Origin of the sequence: Streptomyces sp. PTY087I2 (assembly GCF_001687325.1) — a bacterium.
In the GTDB taxonomy this organism is placed as follows: Bacteria; Actinomycetota; Actinomycetes; order Streptomycetales; family Streptomycetaceae; genus Streptomyces.
Genome location: NZ_LZRD01000004.1, coordinates 66147 through 85379, shown reverse-complemented (window position 1 = coordinate 85379; position 19233 = coordinate 66147). Strand labels below are relative to the sequence as shown.

Genomic DNA, 19233 nt, shown 5'->3' with positions numbered 1-19233 from the left:
CCCTTTCTCACGTGCGTCGAAGCGGGTCCGCCCGGCCACCTGGTTGCTGTGGCCGGGCGGACCCGCTGGTGTGCGATTACTTGAAGGAGACCTCGGCGAAGTTCTCCTGCGTCAGCGGGGAGACCTTCGGCGGGTTGACGTTCTTGGCGAACGCGATGGCCGGGGGCGACGAGGAGATCGGCACGCCCGGGATGTACTCGGCGATGACCTCGTTGGCCTTCTTGTACGCCTCGGTGCGGGCGGCCGGGTCCGTGACCTTGGAGGCGGCGTTCACGGCGTCGAAGACCTTCTGGTCCTTGAAGCCCCACTGCTTGTCCGGTCCGGAGAACCAGGTGCCGATGAAGTTGTAGCCGTCGTTGAAGTCACCGGTCCAGCCGAGCATGTGCAGGGCGCAGGAGCCCGCCTCGGTGGCGTCCAGGTAGTCCGGGGCCCACTTCATGGCCTTCGGCTTGATGGTGATGCCGGCCTTCTCCAGGTCGGCCTTCATCAGCTCGAACATGTCCTGCGGGGCAGGCATGTAGGGGCGGGTGACCTCGGTCGGGTAGCAGAAGTCGATGGAGAGCTTCTCCTCGCCGGCCTGCTTGAGGAGGTCCTTCGCCTTGGCGGTGTCGAACGGGTAGGTCTTCACCTTGTCCGAGAAGCCGGCGACCGTGTCGGGCATGAACTGGGTCGCGACCTTGCCGCCCTCGGGCAGCTGGGTGTTGACGAGGTTCTCGCGGTCGATGGCCTGCGTGATCGCCTGCCGGACCTCGGGCTTCTTCAGCGCCGGGTTCGCCGACTGGCTCATGCCCAGGTAGAAGATGTTGAAGACGTCACGGGTCGGGACCTCGTAACCCTGCTTCTCCAGCGTCGTCACATCGGCCGGCGCGACCAGGTCGTAGCCGTCGATGTCACCCGCCTGGAGCGCCTGGCGGCGGGTCTCCTCGGTGGAGATGGTGCGGAAGACCAGGTTCTTCACCTTGGCCTTCTCACCCCAGTAGTCGTCGAAGCGCTCCAGGGAGACTTCCTTGTTCCCCTTGTTCCACTTGACGATCTTGTACGGGCCGGTGCCGGCGACCGTGCCGGCCTCCTGGCTGTACTTGGGGTACGTGATCGCGTCGCCCTTGGCGGTCGCATCCTGCTTCTCGTACTCCTTGAGGGCCTTCGGCGAGTGGATCGCGAGCGCCTGGAGGGAGAATCCGCCCGGCAGGTTCGCCGAGGGCTCGTTCACCTCGATGACGGCCGTGTTCTCGTCCTTGGCGGTGCAGGACTTGTAGTTGGGCTTGGGCGCCTCGGCGTCCTCGTTCTTCGCGAACCCGCCCATGATGGTCTGCCAGTAGTAGGAGACCGCGCTGGACTGGTACGTGCCCTTCCAGTTGAACCAGTGGTCGTAGTTCGCGCAGACCGCGGCGGCGTTGAACGCCTCGCCGTCGTGGAACTTGACGTTCTGGCGCAGGTTGAACGTCCAGACCTTGCCGGCCGGGTCGCTGTCCCACGTCTCGGCGAGACCGCCGACGAGCTTGCTGCCGCCGGGCTCGTGCTCCAGAAGCGCCTCGAAGGCCTGACGCGTGACGCGGAACGTCTCGCCGTCGCTCGCGAGGGCCGGGTCGAGGGAACCGGGGTCACCGGCTCCGGCGAAGACGAAGGTGTCCTTGTCGCCCCCCTTGGCGTCACCCCCGTCCCGATCGCTGGAACAGCCCGTGGCGACCAGACCGACAGCGACCGCCGTCGTGATCGCCCGGACAGCCCGGGACTTGAATATTCGCATGGGTCCACCCCTGGTTCGCCATGTGGTGAGGTTTGATGGCCGCACACTACAGACGGTGCCCACCGCAAGAGAACAGTCCGGATAGCGGTGAGACCTAGTCGAGACCCGGACAGTTAACAAACCGTCCAGTTCCGGGACATCCTCCCGGGGGAAGTTAACAAGCCGGACATCGAGGGGTGTTCGACGGAGGGTGACCAGGGGCGGGGCCTGCCCCGGTGACGCTGTCCCCCGAGGACCGGCGGGTCCTTCGGGTCGGCGAGGACTTCGGGTCGGCGAGGCCTTCGGCTCAGCGGGGCAGGGGCGGGTATCCGTAGCCCGGGGCGGCGGCCGGGGGCGCGGCCGGGGCGGCGTGGGCCTCGCGGTCGTAGAACGGGCGGGTGTTGGCGCGCAGCCACATGCCGACCGGGTCGTACTCGTCGGACAGCGCGACGGTGGAGACGGGCAGCCCCTCGGGGACCGCGCCGACCGACTGCCGCATCATCTCGCGCACCGATTCGACGGCGGCGCGGCCGGTGTCGTAGAGGTCGAGGCCGATCGCGAGATACGGGACCCCGACGGCGGGGTGCACCCAGGCGCGGCGCAGGGAGCGGATCGCGGGGGTGCGGTGGGCGTTCTGGGTGAGCAGGGCGTAGAACTGCGGGAGTTCGATGGCGGGTTCGCTCAGCCGGAGCGGTCCGGCGGGCAGCCGGTCCAGGCCGGTGGCGATCCGGCGCAGATCGAGCCAGGGGATGCCGACGCCGCCGCCGGGGGCGTGCGGGTTGAGCCAGATGCCCCAGCGGTCGGGGAACAGGGCGCGGGCGATGTCGCGTCCGGTGACCAGCTCATGGGCCCGGTTCCAGCCACTGGCGGAGAGCTCCTGGGCGGAGGTGACGCAGGGGGCGTACCCCAGTCCGTCGATCTCCATGTTCCCGTACTGGGCGTCCGGCGAGCCGGCCGTGCCGTGCCAGAGCAGCATCCAGATCCGGCCCTCGGCGACAGCGGAGAGCAGCTCCTCGTAGGCGTCGTAACGCCCGGGGGTCACCTGGCGGAGCAGCTGCTCCACCTTTCCGGCCGCCGTGGTGCCTGACGCACTCACCCTGGGTTCCGCCCCTCGTCGATCCGTCGCAGATCCGTCGCATTCACGCCATCGCTCCCGGGCACACGGGAGCGACCACGCCATCAAACCAGCTTATGCGCCACTTCAGACACCGACTTGACGCCACGGTCCGGCGGCGCCCGGTCCCGAGGCCCTCACCGGCCCTCACGCCGGTGATCCGGTGGCCCTCAGTGGCCCTCGCGGCGGTAGAACGGGCGTACCTTCTCCCGCATCCAGTCCCCCACCAGGTCCTGGGCCACGTCCAGCAGGACCAGGTTGACCGGCCAGGGCACCTGGACCCGGCCGAGCGCCCGGCCGATGGCGTCCATGGGGGCGCTCTGCCCCGCCCCGTCCCAGGTGGCGAACTCGACGCCGACGAAGAGGACCGGGTCGCCGCCCTCGATGCTGGCCAGCGTCCGGCGGGCGGTGCTCACGACTCCGGTGGCCTCGAACTCCTCGGACACGGCGGTGAGGAAGTCGACCGGGTCGTGCTGCCAGTCCGGTTCGAACAGCCGGACCCGGCCGCCGGTGGCGGGCCCGTCCAGGGCGGTGCGGCCCGCCCGGCAGAGCTCGGCGACGGCGGGCGGCGGCAGCGGTATGCCGACCGCGCCGCCCGGGTTCACGGCGATCCCGACCTGCGGGGGCAGCCCCCGGGCGAAGTCGCGGGCGGGCGCGACGGTGAAGGACATGTGGCTGCCGACGCAGCTGAGGAACTGGGCCTCCGAGCTGAAGACGGGGACGAAGGCCGCGCCGTCGATCTCCATCATCGGCAGGTCGAGGTCCGCGCTCGCGGGGGTGCCGCCGTTCGGCAGGGGCACCCAGACGGAGCTGCGGCCGAGCACCTCGACGAGGCGGCCGCCCGCGTCCGGGACGCCGAGCGAGGCCGTCAGCACCTCTTCGAGCTCGTTGGCGGGCCACCCCTGCTGGGGGTGGGCCGGTGCGGGTGCCGGAATGTCCACTGGCTCTGTGCCCTCTCTCAACCGCCCGGGCCGCGCCTCGGCGGCCCTCTGCTCCGGCCAGCACCCTAACCGCAGCGGGCGGCGGAAGCTCAGGCGTCCGTGAAGGAGATCCGGCCGAGCGCCCCCGCCGCCTCCCGGTCGAGCAGCACCGCCGAGGTGCAGCCGGCGGGCAGCAGGCCCTGTTCGGTGTCGCGGAGCAGCCGGGCCACCGCGTGCCGGTGGCGGGCGAAGGCGTAACCGGAGACCCCCCGGCCGCGCTCGCGCTGCCCCTGCCGCGCCACCTCGGGCGTCACGTCGAGCAGGATCAGATGGAGGGTGCGGCCCCGGCTCACCGCGTGCCGGGCGAGCCACCGGCGTACCCAGGACTGGGTGCCGCAGTCGTGCACGACGACGGATTCACCGGAGCGCAGGGCCTGGTGGAGGCCGAGGTAGTGCGCGGCGCGGACGAGGGGGCGGTAGAGGGCGTAGGGAAGTAACCGGGGCAGGGCGGCGGCCCAGCTGTCGCGGCTGTTCTGGGAGTCGACGGCACGCCCCTGGACGGCCCGCCGGATGAGGGTCGACTTGCCGCTGCCGGGGAGCCCGGAGACCACGACGATGTCCCCGGGGGTGAGATCGAGGCTGAACGGGCCGTGGCCGGTGCGCCCGCGCAGGTCACGTACCACCGGCGCACGGGTTTCCAGCAGCTCCCGCACGGGTGCGCCGGGCCGTGCGGGCATCGCGTCGCACGCGGCCCCTACGGTCGGTACGGACCGCTGCAACGTCATCGCCCATCCCCCTGCCGTCGCGTCTCGCACGTCTGCTCCTGAAGTGTAAAGAAAAGGCAATGCGGCACAACCGAGGACCGGAGCGAAGAACGGAATGGAGACCGGACCCCCACTCTCCCCCGATGCATGCGATGATGACCCCGCCAACTGCATACCGGCCGTTCGAATCCGCGCGGGAGAGTTCCGGCCACAGTGTGAGCCGGGCGCCGAAGGAGCAAGATCCTCCCTTGAATCTCTCAGGCCCCGTACCGCGTGGATGAGGCAGATCTGAAAAGCGAGTCGCCCCGCGACTCCACCCAAGGTGCAAGCCGAGCCCCCTGAACAGGGGCGCCCTCCGGGGGCATACCCCGTCAGGGGCTATCGGCGAACCTCTCAGGTTCCGATGACAGATGGGGAGGATTTCCGTCCTGACGTCGTCATGCCCTGGAGCCATGCCCATGAGCACTGCCCCCCGTCTCACCGCCCTCGACGCGCTGCACCGCTCGCTCGGCGCCACCATGACCGACTTCGCGGGCTGGGACATGCCCCTGCGGTACGCCAGCGAGCGCGAGGAGCACAACGCCGTACGCACCCGGGCCGGCCTCTTCGACCTCTCCCACATGGGCGAGATCACCGTCACCGGGCCCGAGGCCGCCGCCTTCCTGAGCTACGCGCTGGTCGGCAACATCGCCACCGTCGGCAACGGCCGGGCCCGCTACACGATGATCGTCCAGGAGGACGGCGGGATCGTCGACGACCTGATCGTCTACCGCCTCGGCGAGACCGAGTACATGGTCGTCGCCAATGCGGGCAACGCCCAGATCGTGCTGGACGCGCTGACCGCCCGGGTGGCGGGCTTCGACGCCGAGGTGCGCGACGACCGGGACGCGTACGCGCTGCTCGCGGTCCAGGGCCCCGAGTCCCCCGCGATCATGAAGGCCGTCACCGACGCCGACCTGGACGGGCTGAAGTACTACGCGGGCCTGCCGGGCACGGTCGCCGGGGTCCCCGCGCTCATCGCCCGTACCGGCTACACCGGCGAGGACGGCTTCGAACTGTTCGTCGCGCCCGAGCACGCCGAGCAGCTGTGGCAGGCGCTGACCGAGGCCGGCGCGCCGCACGGCCTGATCCCGTGCGGGCTCTCCTGCCGGGACACGCTGCGCCTGGAGGCGGGGATGCCGCTGTACGGGCACGAGCTGACGACCGCGCTGACCCCGTTCGACGCGGGGCTGGGCCGGGTCGTGAAGTTCGAGAAGGAGGGCGACTTCATCGGCCGCGAGGCGCTGAAGGCCGCCGCCGAGCGCGCCGAGACCGCCCCGCCGCGCAAGCTGGTCGGCCTGATCGCCGAGGGCCGCCGGGTCCCGCGTGCCGGTTTCCCGGTCGTGGCGGACGGCAAGGTGATCGGCGAGGTCACCTCCGGCGCCCCCTCCCCCACCCTGGGCAAGCCGATCGCCATGGCCTACGTGGACGCGGCCTTCGCCGCCCCGGGCACCGAGGGCGTGGGCGTGGACATCCGGGGCACGCACGAGCCGTACGAGGTCGTCGCGCTGCCGTTCTACAAGCGCCAGAAGTGATATTCCGGAACAACCGGACCCTCATATCGGCGTGCGGGCGTCACGGAAGTGACGTACCTCCGTCTCACACCGCAAGACCACCGTTCATCAGCACTCCCCCGCGTACAGGAGAATTCAGGTCATGAGCAACCCCCAGCAGCTGCGGTACAGCAAGGAGCACGAGTGGCTGTCGGCCGTCGAGGACGGTGTGGCCACGATCGGCATCACGGAGTACGCGGCCAACGCGCTCGGTGACGTCGTCTACGCCCAGCTCCCGGAGGTCGGCGACACGGTGACCGCGGGCGAGACCTGCGGCGAACTGGAGTCGACCAAGTCCGTCAGCGATCTGTACTCGCCGGTGACCGGTGAGGTGACGGCGGCCAACCAGGACGTCGTGGACGACCCCTCGCTGGTGAACTCCGCTCCCTTCGAGGGCGGCTGGCTGTTCAAGGTGCGCGTCGCGGAGGAGCCGGCCGATCTGCTCTCCGCCGACGAGTACACCGCGTTCTCCGGCAACTGAGACCTGAGACCTTAAGGGACCCCCTGATGTCGCTTCTGAACTCCTCCCTCCACGAGCTGGACCCGGACGTCGCCGCCGCCGTCGACGCCGAGCTCCACCGCCAGCAGTCCACCCTCGAAATGATCGCCTCGGAGAACTTCGCTCCGGTCGCCGTCATGGAGGCGCAGGGCTCCGTCCTCACCAACAAGTACGCCGAGGGCTACCCCGGCCGCCGCTACTACGGCGGCTGTGAGCACGTCGACGTCGTCGAGCAGATCGCGATCGACCGGATCAAGGCCCTGTTCGGCGCCGAGGCCGCGAACGTGCAGCCGCACTCCGGCGCCCAGGCGAACGCCGCCGCGATGTTCGCGCTGCTGAAGCCGGGCGACACGATCATGGGCCTGAACCTGGCCCACGGCGGTCACCTGACCCACGGCATGAAGATCAACTTCTCCGGCAAGCTCTACAACGTGGTCCCGTACCACGTCGACGAGACCGGTGTCGTGGACATGGAGGAGGTCGAGCGCCTCGCCAAGGAGTCCCAGCCGAAGCTGATCGTGGCCGGCTGGTCCGCCTACCCGCGCCAGCTCGACTTCGCCGCCTTCCGTCGCATCGCGGACGAGGTCGGCGCATACCTGATGGTCGACATGGCGCACTTCGCGGGCCTGGTCGCGGCCGGTCTGCACCCCAACCCGGTGCCGCACGCCCACGTCGTCACCACTACCACGCACAAGACCCTCGGCGGTCCGCGCGGTGGCGTGATCCTCTCCACCCAGGAGCTCGCCAAGAAGATCAACTCGGCGGTCTTCCCGGGTCAGCAGGGCGGCCCGCTGGAGCACGTGATCGCGGCCAAGGCGGTCTCGTTCAAGATCGCGGCGGGCGAGGAGTTCAAGGAGCGCCAGCAGCGCACCCTGGACGGCGCCCGGATCCTGGCCGAGCGCCTGGTCCAGCCGGACGTCACCGAGGTCGGCGTCTCCGTCCTCTCCGGCGGCACCGACGTGCACCTGGTCCTGGTCGACCTGCGCAACTCCGAGCTGGACGGCCAGCAGGCCGAGGACCGGCTCCACGAGCTGGGCATCACGGTCAACCGGAACGCCATCCCGAACGACCCGCGCCCCCCGATGGTCACCTCGGGCCTGCGGATCGGCACCCCGGCGCTGGCCACCCGCGGCTTCGGCGCCGAGGAGTTCACGGAGGTCGCGGAGATCATCGCGTCCGCCCTCAAGCCGTCGTACGACGCGGACGACCTGAAGGCCCGCGTCGCCGCGCTGGCCGAGAAGTTCCCGCTGTACCCCGGCCTGAAGTAGCACCCGGCCTGCGGTTCCGCGCATCGTGACGGGGCACCGCGCACACTGAGAAGAGTGAGCGCGGTGCCCCGTTCCTTGCCTTCCGGCTTTGCTTTTCTCCCGCTTGCCCCGCTTGTCCCGCACCGCCCAGGCAGACAACGGCGTCTTCCAACCCCCCAAGGAGTCCTCCCGTGGCCATCTCGGTCTTCGACCTCTTCTCGGTCGGCATCGGCCCGTCCAGCTCCCACACGGTGGGCCCGATGAGGGCCGCCCGGATGTTCGCGCGCCGCCTGAAGAACGAGGGCCTGCTCGCGCACACGACCTCGATACGGGCCGAGCTGTACGGCTCGCTCGGCGCGACCGGCCACGGGCACGGCACGCCCAAGGCGGTCCTGCTCGGCCTGGAGGGCGAGTCGCCGCAGACCGTCGACGTGGAGACGGCGGACACGCGCGTGGACGAGATCCGCGCCACCGGCCGGATCAACCTGCTGGGCATGCACGAGATCCCGTTCGCCTTCGACGACGACCTGGTCCTGCACCGCCGCAAGGCGCTCCCGTACCACGCCAACGGCATGACGATCTTCGCGTACGACGCCGAGGGCGCCCCGGTCCTGGAGAAGACGTACTACTCGGTGGGCGGCGGCTTCGTCGTCGACGAGGACGCGGTGGCCGGCGAGAACCCGATCGTCCCGGACGACACGGCCCTCAAACACCCCTTCCGCACCGGCGACGAACTGCTGCGGCTCTCCCGCGAGACCGGTCTGTCCATCTCCTCGATGATGCTGGAGAACGAGCTGGCCTGGCGCACCGAGGCGGAGATCCGCGCCGGTCTGCTGGACATCTGGCGCGTCATGCAGGCCTGCGTCTCGCGCGGTATGTCGCGCGAGGGCATCCTCCCCGGCGGCCTCAAGGTCCGCCGCCGCGCCGCGAACTCGGCCCGCCAGCTGCGCGCCGAGGGCGACCCGCAGGCCCACGCGATGGAGTGGATCACCCTCTACGCGATGGCGGTCAACGAGGAGAACGCGGCGGGCGGCCGCGTCGTCACCGCCCCGACGAACGGCGCGGCGGGCATCATCCCGGCCGTCCTGCACTACTACATGAACTTCGCGTCCCACGGCTGCACCGAGGCGGAGAAGGAGGACAGCGTCGTCCGCTTCCTCCTCGCGGCGGGCGCGATCGGCCTCCTCTTCAAGGAGAACGCCTCGATCTCCGGCGCCGAGGTCGGCTGCCAGGGCGAGGTCGGCTCGGCCTGCTCGATGGCGGCCGGCGCCCTGGCCGAGGTCCTCGGCGGCTCCCCCGAGCAGGTGGAGAACGCGGCCGAGATCGGCATGGAACACAACCTGGGCCTGACCTGCGACCCGGTCGGCGGCCTCGTCCAGATCCCGTGCATCGAGCGCAACGGCATGGCGGCGGTGAAGGCGGTCACGGCGGCGCGGATGGCGCTGCGGGGCGACGGCAGCCACAAGGTCTCCCTCGACAAGGTCATCAAGACCATGAAGGAGACCGGGGCGGACATGAGCGTGAAGTACAAGGAGACGGCGCGGGGCGGGCTCGCGGTGAACATCATCGAGTGCTGAGCCGGCAGACCCCCGTGGGACGGCTCTGTCTCAGGTGGCACGTCCGTATCTCCGGTGACATTGATTGCGTATCCGTGGAACCGCCTCCTCGGATATCCGTAGACACCGCCGTGGCATAGCTTCGGGCCGCGGTGACCGGGCCTGCGGAAGGAACCTGCGCGCGTCGTCCTTCGGGGTCCCAGCCGGAAGGGCCCTGCGCCCTGTGGGCAGCAGTCGGCCGGGCGTGCTCCGCTGCGCGCCGTTTCGCCGAAGGGCCTTCCGTACGTCCGGGCATCCGCGTCCTCCCACCTGCGCGGAGCGTGACCTCGGGCGACGGCCCGTGAAGAGGTACGTCCGTTGTCGTTCGCCGAGAATGGGCCTGGGCATCACTGTGGTGGGCCCGGGCCACGGGGCGACGGAGAGCGAGGGTGGCGACGTGAGCGCGACGTGTGGTTCTGCCCGGCGGTCCCTCGCCCGCGCCTTCGCCGACCGTGACGCCGGGCCGGTGCTGTTGTTCGTCGAGGGCTCCGCCGGTCTGGGCAAGACGCATCTGCTGCACGAACTCGCCGAGCTGCCCGAGACGCCGGATGTGGTCCGCCTGTGGTGGCGGTGCGGGGACGGCGACGGGCGGCCGGAGGACGGCGAGGTGTGGCGGGAGCCGACCCTGTTGCTGGTGGACGACGTCCACCGGGCGGACGAGGACGAGCTGCGAGCGCTGCGCCGGGTGCTGGCGGGGATGGCGCCCGGATCGGCGGCCGCTGTGACCTTCCGGCCCGAGGAACTCCCCGTTCCCGGAATGCCGTTGGGCGGCTCCGCCATGACGTACCCCTTCCGGCTGACGGTGCTCGGGGACCGCCTGGCGCCCTGGGACGAGGAACGTGTCCGGCGGGCTGCGGCGGAGGTGCTGGGCGAGAGCTGTACGGCCGAGGCCGTGAGCGCGCTGTACGAGCGCACCGGTGGAGTTCCCCGGGCGGTCGTCGATCTGCTGGCCGTGCTGCGGGAACAGCGGCCCGCCTTCACCGGCACGGCCGCCGAGGTGGCCGCGGCCGGGGTGCCGGCCCGGCTGGCGGAGCTGGTGCTCAGCCGTACGTACGCGGTGCCCTCGGCGCACCGGCCGCTGGTCTGGGCGGCCGCCGTCCTGGACGGGCCCGCCGCCCGGGACGAGCTGATCGCGGTGTCGGGGCTCGGGGCCGTACCGGGGAGCGACGCGCTGTTGCGGGCCCTGGAGAGCGCGGCCCTGGCGGAACTGGGCGAGGGGCGTTACGGCTTCGCCGTGCCGCTGGCCGCCGCTGCCGTACGGGACACCGTGCCCGGGCCCGTACGGCAGGATCTGCACCGGCGGGCGGCCGCTGCGCTCAGCCGCAGACAGCCCGTGCCGTGGGCGGCCGTGGGCGAGCACCACCGGGCGGCCGGCGAGTACCGCGGCTGGCTCAGGGCGGTGGAGAAGGCGGCCGAGTCGGCGGCGGCGTCCGGCCGGCACCAGGAGGCGATCACCCTTCTGGAGCGGACGCTCGCCACCCCCGGCATCCCCCCGCAGGCCCGGGCCCGGCTGGCGCCGCTGCTGGCCCGCAACGCGGTGACCGGGCTGCGCTCGGACCAGACCGTGGAGGTGCTGGAGCAGATCGTGCGGGACGCGGATCTTCCCCCGGCCGTACGCGGGGAGCTGCGGCTCGACCTGGGGCTGATGCTCTCCAACCAGATGGGCCGGTTCGAGGAGGGCTGGCGGGTCCTGGAGGTCGCCGCCGCCGAACTGCGCGAGGTGCGGTCCGCGCTGGCCGCCCGCGCGATGGCGGCCCTGGTCACCCCCTACTGGCCGGGCGCTTCCCTCGACGTCCACCGGGGGTGGCTGATCAAGGCCTCGGCCGCCGCCGACGACAGCGGGGACGACGCCATGCGGACGGCGGTGCTGGCCAACCACGTGGGGCTCGCCATGAGTTGGGCCGACCCCGAGGCCTGGGACCTGGTGGAGCGGCTGCCCGTGCACAGCACGGACCCGGCCTGCGTCCGGCAGGCGGCGCGCGGTATGTGCAACGCCGCGGACTCCGCCGTCTGGCTCGGCTTCTACCGCCGCGTGGACAGCCTGCTGGCCGAGGGGCGCGAGCTGGCGACGCGCAGCGGCGCACCGTACACCGAGCACAGCGCGTCGGGAACGCTGCTGCTCCAGGCGTGGTGGACCGGCCAGTGGCTGGGCCTGGCCAAGCGGTGCGAGGACTTCGTCGCCGACACCGCGGACATGCCGTTCCTCTCCTCCGACGCCTACGTCGTACGCGGCCTCCTCGCCGTCGCCCAGGGGGACTGGGGAGAGGCCCGGTCCTGGCTGTCCCAGCGCGGCACGTTCGGTACGGAGAACCTGCCGGTGCCCCTGGGCGCGACCGCGGCCGGCGCCGTGATCCGCCTGACGCTGGCCCGCCAGGAGGTGGCCGACGCGGCGGAGCAGGCGCGGGCGGCGTGGCCGGTGGTGGCCGAGAAGGGGGTGTGGCCCTGGGCCGCGGAACTCGCGCCGTGGGCCGTGGAGGCCCTGGCCAGGGCGGGCGACATGGCCACGGCCCACGCCATGGTCCGCGACTTCGCCCAGGGCCTCGGCGAGGCGGACGCACCCGCCGCCCGAGCCGCGCTGACCTGGAGCCGGGCCGTACTGGCGGAGAACGAGGCGCTGGCTGAAGGGCGGCCGGACGGTCTGCTGGCGGCGGCCGAGTCGTACCGGGAGGCGGCGGCCGCGTACGCGGAGCTTCCGCGCCCCTACAGCGAGGCACTGACCACGGAGTGCGCGGGGCGGTGTGTGCTGGCGGCGGATGCGGGGGGCGGGGAGGACGGGGAAGCCGGGGAGGACCGTGCGAGTGCGTCAGGTGAGGCTTCCGCCGCCACCGCGTGCGACCGCGCCACCACTGCCTCGGCCATCGCCGAGCTGGAGGCCTGCGCCCAGCACTTCACCGACCTGGGCGCCGTCTGGGACGCGACGCGGGCCAGGGCCCTGCTGCGTACCCGGCAGCCCGCCAAGAAGGGGCGGCCGCCCGGGCGGCCGTCGCACTCCGACCAGCTGTCCCCCCGGGAGGCGGAGGTCGCCCAGCTCGCGTCCTCCGGACTGACCAACCGGGAGATCGCCGCGACCCTGCATCTCTCCCCGCGGACCGTGGAGCAGCACATCGCCGGTGCCATGCGGAAGACCGGCGCGCTCTCCCGCCGCGACCTCGCTCACCGGATGTGAGCTCACCGGCTGAGTGCAGATGTGAGTTCACCGGCCGAGTTCAAGGGGTCTGAGCTCACCGGAGCCGGGCTCACCGGGCGCGAGGAGTCTCCAGGGGCAGAAAGGGCTTGGCCGCCCAGAAGCTCCGGTCGTGCTCCCAGACCGCCACGGTCGCCGCCGCCCAGTCGAACACCCAGCCGGACCGCACGCCGCGCGCTCCCCAGCCGTCCGGGCGCCGGCGCGGGAGGGCGAAGCCCGCCTTCTGGGCGGCGACCGCCGCGTCGCACGCCTCGCGCGCGATGCGCAGGGCATCCGTCTCGGTCTCCGCGCACCCGGTGAAGACGTGCAGGCCGCACCGCTCGGGCTGCACGGCGTTCCGGGTGGGGACATTGACCTGGAAGTAGAGCTCGGCCATGACGCCATCTCCTCGATGTCGCGGTATCCCCAACGTACGAGGCGCGCGCGGCCCTCAATATCCGGAATGACCCGATCACCTATACGTATCTCGTGCGCCCCCTGTACGTATCCCGGCGCCCCACGGGCAGTCCCGGCCGCGCTCGCCCCGAATCCGGCCGACCGGGGTCCGGCGACGGCGGACGAGGCGTGCGCCCATCTCCGCGGCCCCGCCGCGCCACGCACCGGAGCGGGCCGGTCCGTACGCACAACGCCGTATCCGTGATTCACGCCCCCGGATAAAAACGCGCACGCTCTGTCACTAGGTTCCATCCACCGACGCACAGCATCGCCATGCCCATGACCAAGGGACCCATGAGCACCTCCATGAAATTCATCCGCCCCGGAATCGTGGCAGGATCTTTCGCACTCCTGTTCGCCAGTGGCTGCCAGTTATCCCCCGCCGAGACCGCGGACGAAAAGCCCATCACCATCGGGACTTCCAGCGTTCTGGCCGGACTGGACCCCGCCGGGGTGTACGACGCCGGTTCCTGGGCGGTTTTCACCAACATTTACCAGAACCTGCTCACCTTCGAGCCGGGGTCGCCCACCCCGAAACCCGACGCCGCCGAGTCCTGTGAATTCACCTCCGCCGCACTCACCGCGTACCGGTGCGAACTCCGGGACGGCCTCACGTTCTCCAACGGGAACCCCCTCACGGCGACGGCGGTGAAGCATTCGTTCGAGCGCATTCTGCGGATCCGCGATCCGCTGGGTCCGGGGCCGTTGTTCGCGAATCTCCTTTCCGTGGACGCCCGGGGTTCCCTCGTGACGTTCCACCTCGCGACCGCGGATGCCACCTGGCCGTCGAAAATCGCCACGGGGGCCGGGGCCATCGTCGACCCGGCGGAGTTCCCGGCGGACCGGCTGCGGGAGGAGAAGAGCGCCTCGGGGTCGGGGCCCTATGTCATCGCGTCCTACACGGCCAAGAAGTCCATCACCCTGAAACCGAACGCGGCGTACGACGGCGCCGTGACCAAGCGCGGGGTCGCGGTCGAGGTCCACTACTTCGAGACATCGCAGAACGTCGAGGAGGCCTGGAACGCCCGAACGGTCGACATCGCCTACGCGGGACTTCCGGCCGCCACCCTCGCCGGGATCGACCCCAGCGACGCGGACGTACGCCTCTCCGCCGGCGACAGCGCCGAGGCGCACTACCTCGTGCTGAACATGCGCTCCCCGCGCGAACCCTTGGGGCACCCCGAGACGCGCAGAGCCCTGGCCTCGCTCGTCGACCGCGGGCACCTGGCGAGCGAGGTGTTCGAGCACACGGTGACGCCGCTGTACTCGCTCGTCCCGCAAGGCGTCGTCGGACACAGCACGGCGTTCTTCGACCGCTACCCGGAGGCGGACGCGGCGTACGCCGCCCAGCGTCTGCGGTCCGCAGGGGTCACGACTCCGGTACGCATCAGACTCGGCCACCAGACCGGTATCGCCGCCGTCGAGGCGCGCGCGCTGAAGAAGCAGTGGGAGAAGGACGGTCTGTTCCGGGTCGAGCTGGTCGAGGAGCGCGACTTCACCACGTACCAGAAACGCTGTCTGAAGGGCGAGTTCGACGTCCACCTCTATCAGTGGATACCGGACTTCCCCGACGCGGACACATTCGTCCAGCCATTGGTGGGGACCGGCAACGTCCTGGGGAACGGCTACGCGTCGGCCGAGGTCGACCACGCCATCAGGGACACCCAGCGGTTCACCGACCGCAGCAAAGCCATGCAGCGGTTCCGGGCGGTCCAGGACACGATCGCGAAGGACGCTCCGCTGATTCCCGTCTGGCACAAACAGCGTCAGGTCGTGACGCGTTCCTCCGTCCTCGGCGGACATCTCCTCGCCGAGGACGCCATCTGGCGCCTGTGGGAACTCCGGCGGCTCTAGGGCGCTTTGGGGTTCCGATCCCCTGAAGCTCCCCTCGCATTATCTGCGTATCCGTGAATGCGCCGATCCGGGTATCCCGGCGAACGCCGGGCCTCAATAGTTCAGCTCGCGGCGAGTTCGGAACCCGCCGCCGGCCGGGGCCCGGCGCTTCACCCCCCATACGGGTTTCCGGCTGTCATCCGGAAGGAATCAGCGTGCGCAACACACGTAAGTACAGCCTTGCCGCCGCGGGCGTCCTGCTCTCGGCCGCCACGGTTCTGGGCACCCAGAGCATGGCCCAGGCACAGGACGGGGCGACCACTCCCCGCTACCAGCCCGAGATGGTCCGGGCGTTGGCCGCTTCGCTCGGTGTGAGCGAGAAGGCCGCGGTCGACCGGCTGGACCGGCAGGACGCCCAGCAGACCAAGCTCGCCGGTCTGCGGAAGCAGGGCATATCCGGCGACGGAGCGTTCTTCGACGCCTCCGGCCGGCCGACCGTCAACGCCGAGGACCAGGCCGAGGCGGCGAGGATCGAGAAGGCCGGCCTCGATGCCCGCGTGCCCGCCAGAGGCCAGGCCGCACTGGACGGAATCAAGGCCGAGCTGGACCGGGCCGCCGCCGCCAAGACGCCCTCCGGCGTGGTCGCCTGGTCCGTGGACCTGCCCGCCGACCAGGTGACCGTGAAGGTCAACAACGAGCGGGGAGCCGCCGCCCAGGCGTTCCTCGCCAAGGCCGCCGAGCACGGCTCCGCCGTCCGGATCGTCCGGGGCGAGGAGAAGCTGGAGGCCAAGGCCGCGATCTATCCCGGCAGCAAGATGACGTTCAACAACACCACCCAGTGGTGTTCCGTCGGCTACGGCGCCCGTGACAGCTCCGGCCGGCAGTACCTGGTGACCGCCGGGCACTGCGTCACCAACACCCTGCGCTACGACGGGGCGGCGTTCGCCCAGGGCTACAGGACCCGGTACGCGCTCGGCACCCGGAGCGTCGACATGGGCATCCTGACCATCAACTCCGGTCACTCGATCACGACCAGCGTCGGCACCTGGGGGAACAGCAACCCGGTCGCCGTACGCGGCGGCACCCGCGCCTCGTCCGGCGCCGCGGTCTGCAAGTCCGGCGCCACCACCGGCTGGACCTGCGGCACGATCGGCTCGTACAACAACACCGTCACCTACGTCGACCGCAACGGCGGCCCCGACACGGTCGTCAGCGGCCTGGCCACCTCCAGCGTCTGCGTCGAGGGCGGCGACAGCGGCGGCGCGTACATCTCCGGAAACCAGGCCCAGGGCATGACCTCCGGCGGCCCGACCGACCAGAAGTGCACCGGCGGGGTGAACTCGCGCGGCTCCTCCTACTTCCAGCCGCTCGACGACGCCCTCGGCTACTACGGGCTGACGCTCAACACCAACTAGGCGCCGACGGGGGCACCCCCCTCAAGGAGCCGGCCGGGGCCGCTCGCGCGACCAGGCGAGCGGCCCCCGGTCACACCCACCCCCATTTCCGGACAAAGCGCCCGACGTATTGCTAGCTTTCCCTGGTTGGCCGATGACCGCATCGACGAGGGAAACCATGAGCCATCCCGAGGCCCCGCCGCGACCGGCCGCCAAACTGACGCTCCCGACCCTGACCGCGATGGTGGTCGGCTCGATGGTCGGGGCCGGGGTCTTCTCGCTGCCGCGGCGGTTCGCGCAGGAGACCGGGGTCGCGGGGGCCCTGATCGCCTGGGCGGTCGCCGGGACGGGCATGCTCATGCTCGCGTTCGTCTTCCAGGCGCTCGCCGTGCGGCGGCCGGACCTGGACGCCGGGGTCTACGCGTACGCGAAGGCGGGGTTCGGCGAATACCTCGGCTTCTTCTCCGCCTTCGGCTACTGGGCCAGCGCCTGCGTCGGCAACGTCACCTACTGGGTGCTCATCATGTCGACGGTCGGCGCGGTGGCGCCCGCGCTGGGCGACGGCGACACGGTGACGGCGGTGGTCGTCTCCTCGGTGGGGCTGTGGGGGTTCTTCCTGCTGATCCGGCGAGGCGTCAAGGAGGCGGCGGCGATCAACCGGATCGTCACCGTCGCGAAGATCGTGCCGATCCTCTTCTTCGTCGTGCTGGCGCTGTTCTTCTTCGAACCCTCCGTCTTCGCCGACAACTTCAGCGGGACCGCCGAGGCCGGCACCCTCTTCGACCAGGTCCGCGGGACGATGCTCGCCACCGTGTTCGTCTTCCTCGGCGTCGAGGGGGCCAGCGTGTACTCGCGGCACGCCAAGCGCCGCGAGGACGTCGGCCGGGCCACCGTCCTGGGCTTCCTGAGCGTGTTCGCCGTCTTCGCCTCCGTCACGATCGTCAGTTACGGGCTGCTGCCGATGGCCGAGATCGCCGAGCTGCGGCAGCCGTCGATGGCCGAGGTGCTGGAGTCGGCCGTGGGGACCTGGGGGAAGGTCTTCATCAGCGTCGGCCTCATCGTCTCCGTGCTCGGCGCCTACCTCGCCTGGACCCTGATGGCCGCCGAGGTCCTCTTCGTCGCCGCCAAGGACAAGGACATGCCGCGCTTCCTCGGGCAGTCGACCGCGGCGGACGTACCCGAGAACGCGCTGCTCCTGACCACATGTCTGAGCCAGATCATGCTCGTCGTGACGCTCTTCTCCGACGACGCGTTCACCTTCGCCCTCGATCTGACCAGCGCGCTGAGCCTGATCCCGTTCCTGCTCGCCGCCAGCTTCGCGGTGAAGGTCGCGGCCCGGCCGGAGCGCTGGGGCTCGGTGGGACGCTCCCCCCGGCGCGAGCTGGTCATCGCCGTCGTGGCGACGCTCTACACCGCGTTCCTGCTGTACGCGGCCGGGCCGAAGTTCGTCCTCGTCTCCCTCATCCTCTACGCCCCGGCGACCTTCCTCTTCGTCATGTCCCGCAGGGAGCAGGGGCGCAGGCTCTTCTCCCCGGGTGAGGCGGTCATCTGCGCGGTGTCGGTGGCCGGTGCCGCCGTCGGCGTCGCGGCGCTGGCCCTCGGCTGGATCGAGCTGTGAGCCCCGGCCCCGTACGGACAGAACCCCCGATTCACCGAGTGAAAGGCCCACCGTGCCACCTGTCGCCCCCGCTTCCGTCCTCGGCGTCCACTCCGAAGTGGGGCGGCTGCGCAAGGTCCTGGTCTGCGCCCCCGGCATGGCCCACCGCAGGCTGACCCCGACCAACTCCGACGATCTGCTGTTCGACGACGTGATGTGGGTGGAGAACGCGCAGCGGGACCACGCCGACTTCGTCGCCCAGCTCACCGAACGGGGGGTGGAGGTCGTCGAACTGCACGCGCTGCTCGCCGCGACCATGGCGATCCCGGAGGCCAGGTCCTGGCTGCTGGACCGGAAGATCGACGCGAACGAGGTGGGTCTCGGGCTGGTCGACGACACCCGCGCCTTCCTCGACTCCCTGACGCCGCGCCGGCTGTCCGACCATCTCATCGGCGGTCTGGCCATCGCCGACCTTCCGGAGGAGTTCCGTTCGGCGTACGTGGGTCTCGCCCGGGAGGGCACGGGGGCGCGGGAGTACCTGATGCCGCCGCTGCCGAACACCCTCTACACCCGGGACACCACCTGCTGGCTCTACAGCGGGGTGACGCTCAACCCGCTGTACTGGCCCGCCCGGCACGACGAGACCCTGCTGATGAAGGCGGTCTACACCTTCCACCCCGACTTCCGGGGCTCCACGATCTGGTGGGGCGACCCCGAGAAGGACTGGGGCCGGGCCACGTTCGAGGGCGGCGACATCATGCCGGTCGGCAACGGCGTCGTCCTCATGGGCATGAGCGAACGGACCTCCCGCCAGGCGATCACCCAGGTCGCGGCGGCGCTGTTCGCGCAGGGGGCGGCCGAGCACGTCATCGTCGCCGGAATGCCGAAGCTGCGCTCCGCGATGCACCTGGACACGGTGTTCACCTTCGCGGACCGGGACATCGTCACGCTGTACCCGCGCATCATGGACGACGTCCACACGTTCTCGCTGCGGCCCTCGGACCGGGCGCCCGAGATCGAGATCACCGACGAGGGCGCCACCCCCTTCACCGAGGTCGTGGCCCGCGCCCTGGGCCTGCCCCAGCTGCGGGTGATCGAGACGGGCGGCGACGTCTACGCCTCGGAGCGCCAGCAGTGGGACAGCGGCAACAACGCGGTGGCCCTGGAGCCGGGGGTGGTCTTCACCTACGACCGCAACACCCAGACCAACGCCCTGCTGCGGCGGGCCGGGGTGGAGGTCATCACGATCGTCGGTGCGGAGCTGGGGCGGGGCCGGGGCGGCGGGCACTGCATGACCTGCCCGCTGATCCGCGACGCGGTGGACTTCTGACGC

General features: G+C 71.0%; 14 protein-coding genes and 1 riboswitch. Of the genes, 9 read left to right on the top strand and 5 right to left on the bottom strand.

What is annotated here, in order from left to right; translation table 11 throughout:
* Positions 1-76: 76 nt before the first annotated feature.
* From A3Q37_RS05210 to A3Q37_RS05195, 4 genes are all read right to left on the bottom strand, one after another.
* Positions 77-1747, bottom strand: coding sequence for an ABC transporter substrate-binding protein (locus tag A3Q37_RS05210; protein ID WP_065478158.1), 1671 nt, complete (start codon positions 1745-1747; stop codon positions 77-79).
* 286 nt (positions 1748-2033) lie between these two features.
* Entirely contained in the window at positions 2034-2822 is a 789-nt protein-coding gene (locus A3Q37_RS05205) for an enhanced serine sensitivity protein SseB C-terminal domain-containing protein (RefSeq protein WP_065478155.1), read from the bottom strand.
* A 188-nt stretch (positions 2823-3010) separates the two neighbouring features.
* Positions 3011-3781: an enhanced serine sensitivity protein SseB gene (locus A3Q37_RS05200; protein WP_032770303.1), complete on the bottom strand. Its 771-nt coding sequence runs from the start codon at positions 3779-3781 to the stop codon at positions 3011-3013.
* 89 nt (positions 3782-3870) lie between these two features.
* Positions 3871-4545: an AAA family ATPase gene (locus tag A3Q37_RS05195; protein WP_065478152.1), complete on the bottom strand. Its 675-nt coding sequence runs from the start codon at positions 4543-4545 to the stop codon at positions 3871-3873.
* A gap of 163 nt (positions 4546-4708) precedes the next feature.
* Positions 4709-4806, top strand: a riboswitch (glycine riboswitch).
* A gap of 176 nt (positions 4807-4982) precedes the next feature.
* On the opposite strand from A3Q37_RS05195, the gene gcvT reads away from it, so the two are divergent.
* From gcvT to A3Q37_RS05170, 5 genes are all read left to right on the top strand, one after another.
* A complete protein-coding gene (gene gcvT, locus A3Q37_RS05190) occupies positions 4983-6098 on the top strand; it encodes a glycine cleavage system aminomethyltransferase GcvT (RefSeq protein ID WP_065478149.1) in 1116 nt (371 codons plus the stop codon).
* Positions 6099-6219: 121 nt separating this feature from the next.
* Positions 6220-6597: a glycine cleavage system protein GcvH gene (gcvH, locus tag A3Q37_RS05185; protein ID WP_006127740.1), complete on the top strand. Its 378-nt coding sequence runs from the start codon at positions 6220-6222 to the stop codon at positions 6595-6597.
* A gap of 26 nt (positions 6598-6623) precedes the next feature.
* On the top strand, positions 6624-7883 hold the full coding sequence (glyA, locus tag A3Q37_RS05180; protein WP_065478147.1) for a serine hydroxymethyltransferase: 1260 nt from the start codon (positions 6624-6626) through the stop codon (positions 7881-7883).
* Between the two features lie 170 nt (positions 7884-8053).
* On the top strand, positions 8054-9439 hold the full coding sequence (locus A3Q37_RS05175; protein ID WP_065478145.1) for an L-serine ammonia-lyase: 1386 nt from the start codon (positions 8054-8056) through the stop codon (positions 9437-9439).
* Between the two features lie 415 nt (positions 9440-9854).
* Positions 9855-12623 (top strand): LuxR C-terminal-related transcriptional regulator, encoded by a 2769-nt coding sequence (locus A3Q37_RS05170; protein ID WP_065478703.1) that lies wholly within the window; start codon positions 9855-9857, stop codon positions 12621-12623.
* A 70-nt stretch (positions 12624-12693) separates the two neighbouring features.
* Here the strand turns inward: A3Q37_RS05170 and A3Q37_RS05165 are convergent, their stop codons facing one another.
* Entirely contained in the window at positions 12694-13017 is a 324-nt protein-coding gene (locus tag A3Q37_RS05165; RefSeq protein ID WP_065478143.1) for a hypothetical protein, read from the bottom strand.
* Positions 13018-13355: 338 nt separating this feature from the next.
* On the opposite strand from A3Q37_RS05165, the gene A3Q37_RS05160 reads away from it, so the two are divergent.
* From A3Q37_RS05160 to A3Q37_RS05145, 4 genes are all read left to right on the top strand, one after another.
* Positions 13356-14930 (top strand): ABC transporter substrate-binding protein, encoded by a 1575-nt coding sequence (locus A3Q37_RS05160; protein WP_255311744.1) that lies wholly within the window; start codon positions 13356-13358, stop codon positions 14928-14930.
* A 194-nt stretch (positions 14931-15124) separates the two neighbouring features.
* Entirely contained in the window at positions 15125-16324 is a 1200-nt protein-coding gene (locus A3Q37_RS05155; RefSeq protein WP_065478137.1) for a S1 family peptidase, read from the top strand.
* 157 nt (positions 16325-16481) lie between these two features.
* Complete coding sequence (locus tag A3Q37_RS05150) at positions 16482-17921, top strand: basic amino acid/polyamine antiporter (protein WP_176711349.1); 1440 nt, start codon at positions 16482-16484, stop codon at positions 17919-17921.
* Positions 17922-17973: 52 nt separating this feature from the next.
* Entirely contained in the window at positions 17974-19230 is a 1257-nt protein-coding gene (locus A3Q37_RS05145; protein ID WP_065478131.1) for an arginine deiminase, read from the top strand.
* Positions 19231-19233 lie beyond the last annotated feature (3 nt).

Bases quoted from the DNA above. Each gene is read 5' to 3' on its own strand.
- A3Q37_RS05160 (WP_255311744.1), top strand. From the start codon at position 13,356: ATGACCAAGGGACCCATGAGCACCTCCATGAAATTCATCCGCCCCGGA.
- A3Q37_RS05150 (WP_176711349.1), top strand. From the start codon at position 16,482: ATGAGCCATCCCGAGGCCCCGCCGCGACCGGCCGCCAAACTGACGCTC.
- A3Q37_RS05165 (WP_065478143.1), bottom strand. From the start codon at position 13,017: ATGGCCGAGCTCTACTTCCAGGTCAATGTCCCCACCCGGAACGCCGTG.
- A3Q37_RS05210 (WP_065478158.1), bottom strand. From the start codon at position 1,747: ATGCGAATATTCAAGTCCCGGGCTGTCCGGGCGATCACGACGGCGGTC.
- glyA (WP_065478147.1), top strand. From the start codon at position 6,624: ATGTCGCTTCTGAACTCCTCCCTCCACGAGCTGGACCCGGACGTCGCC.
- gcvH (WP_006127740.1), top strand. From the start codon at position 6,220: ATGAGCAACCCCCAGCAGCTGCGGTACAGCAAGGAGCACGAGTGGCTG.
- A3Q37_RS05195 (WP_065478152.1), bottom strand. From the start codon at position 4,545: ATGACGTTGCAGCGGTCCGTACCGACCGTAGGGGCCGCGTGCGACGCG.
- gcvT (WP_065478149.1), top strand. From the start codon at position 4,983: ATGAGCACTGCCCCCCGTCTCACCGCCCTCGACGCGCTGCACCGCTCG.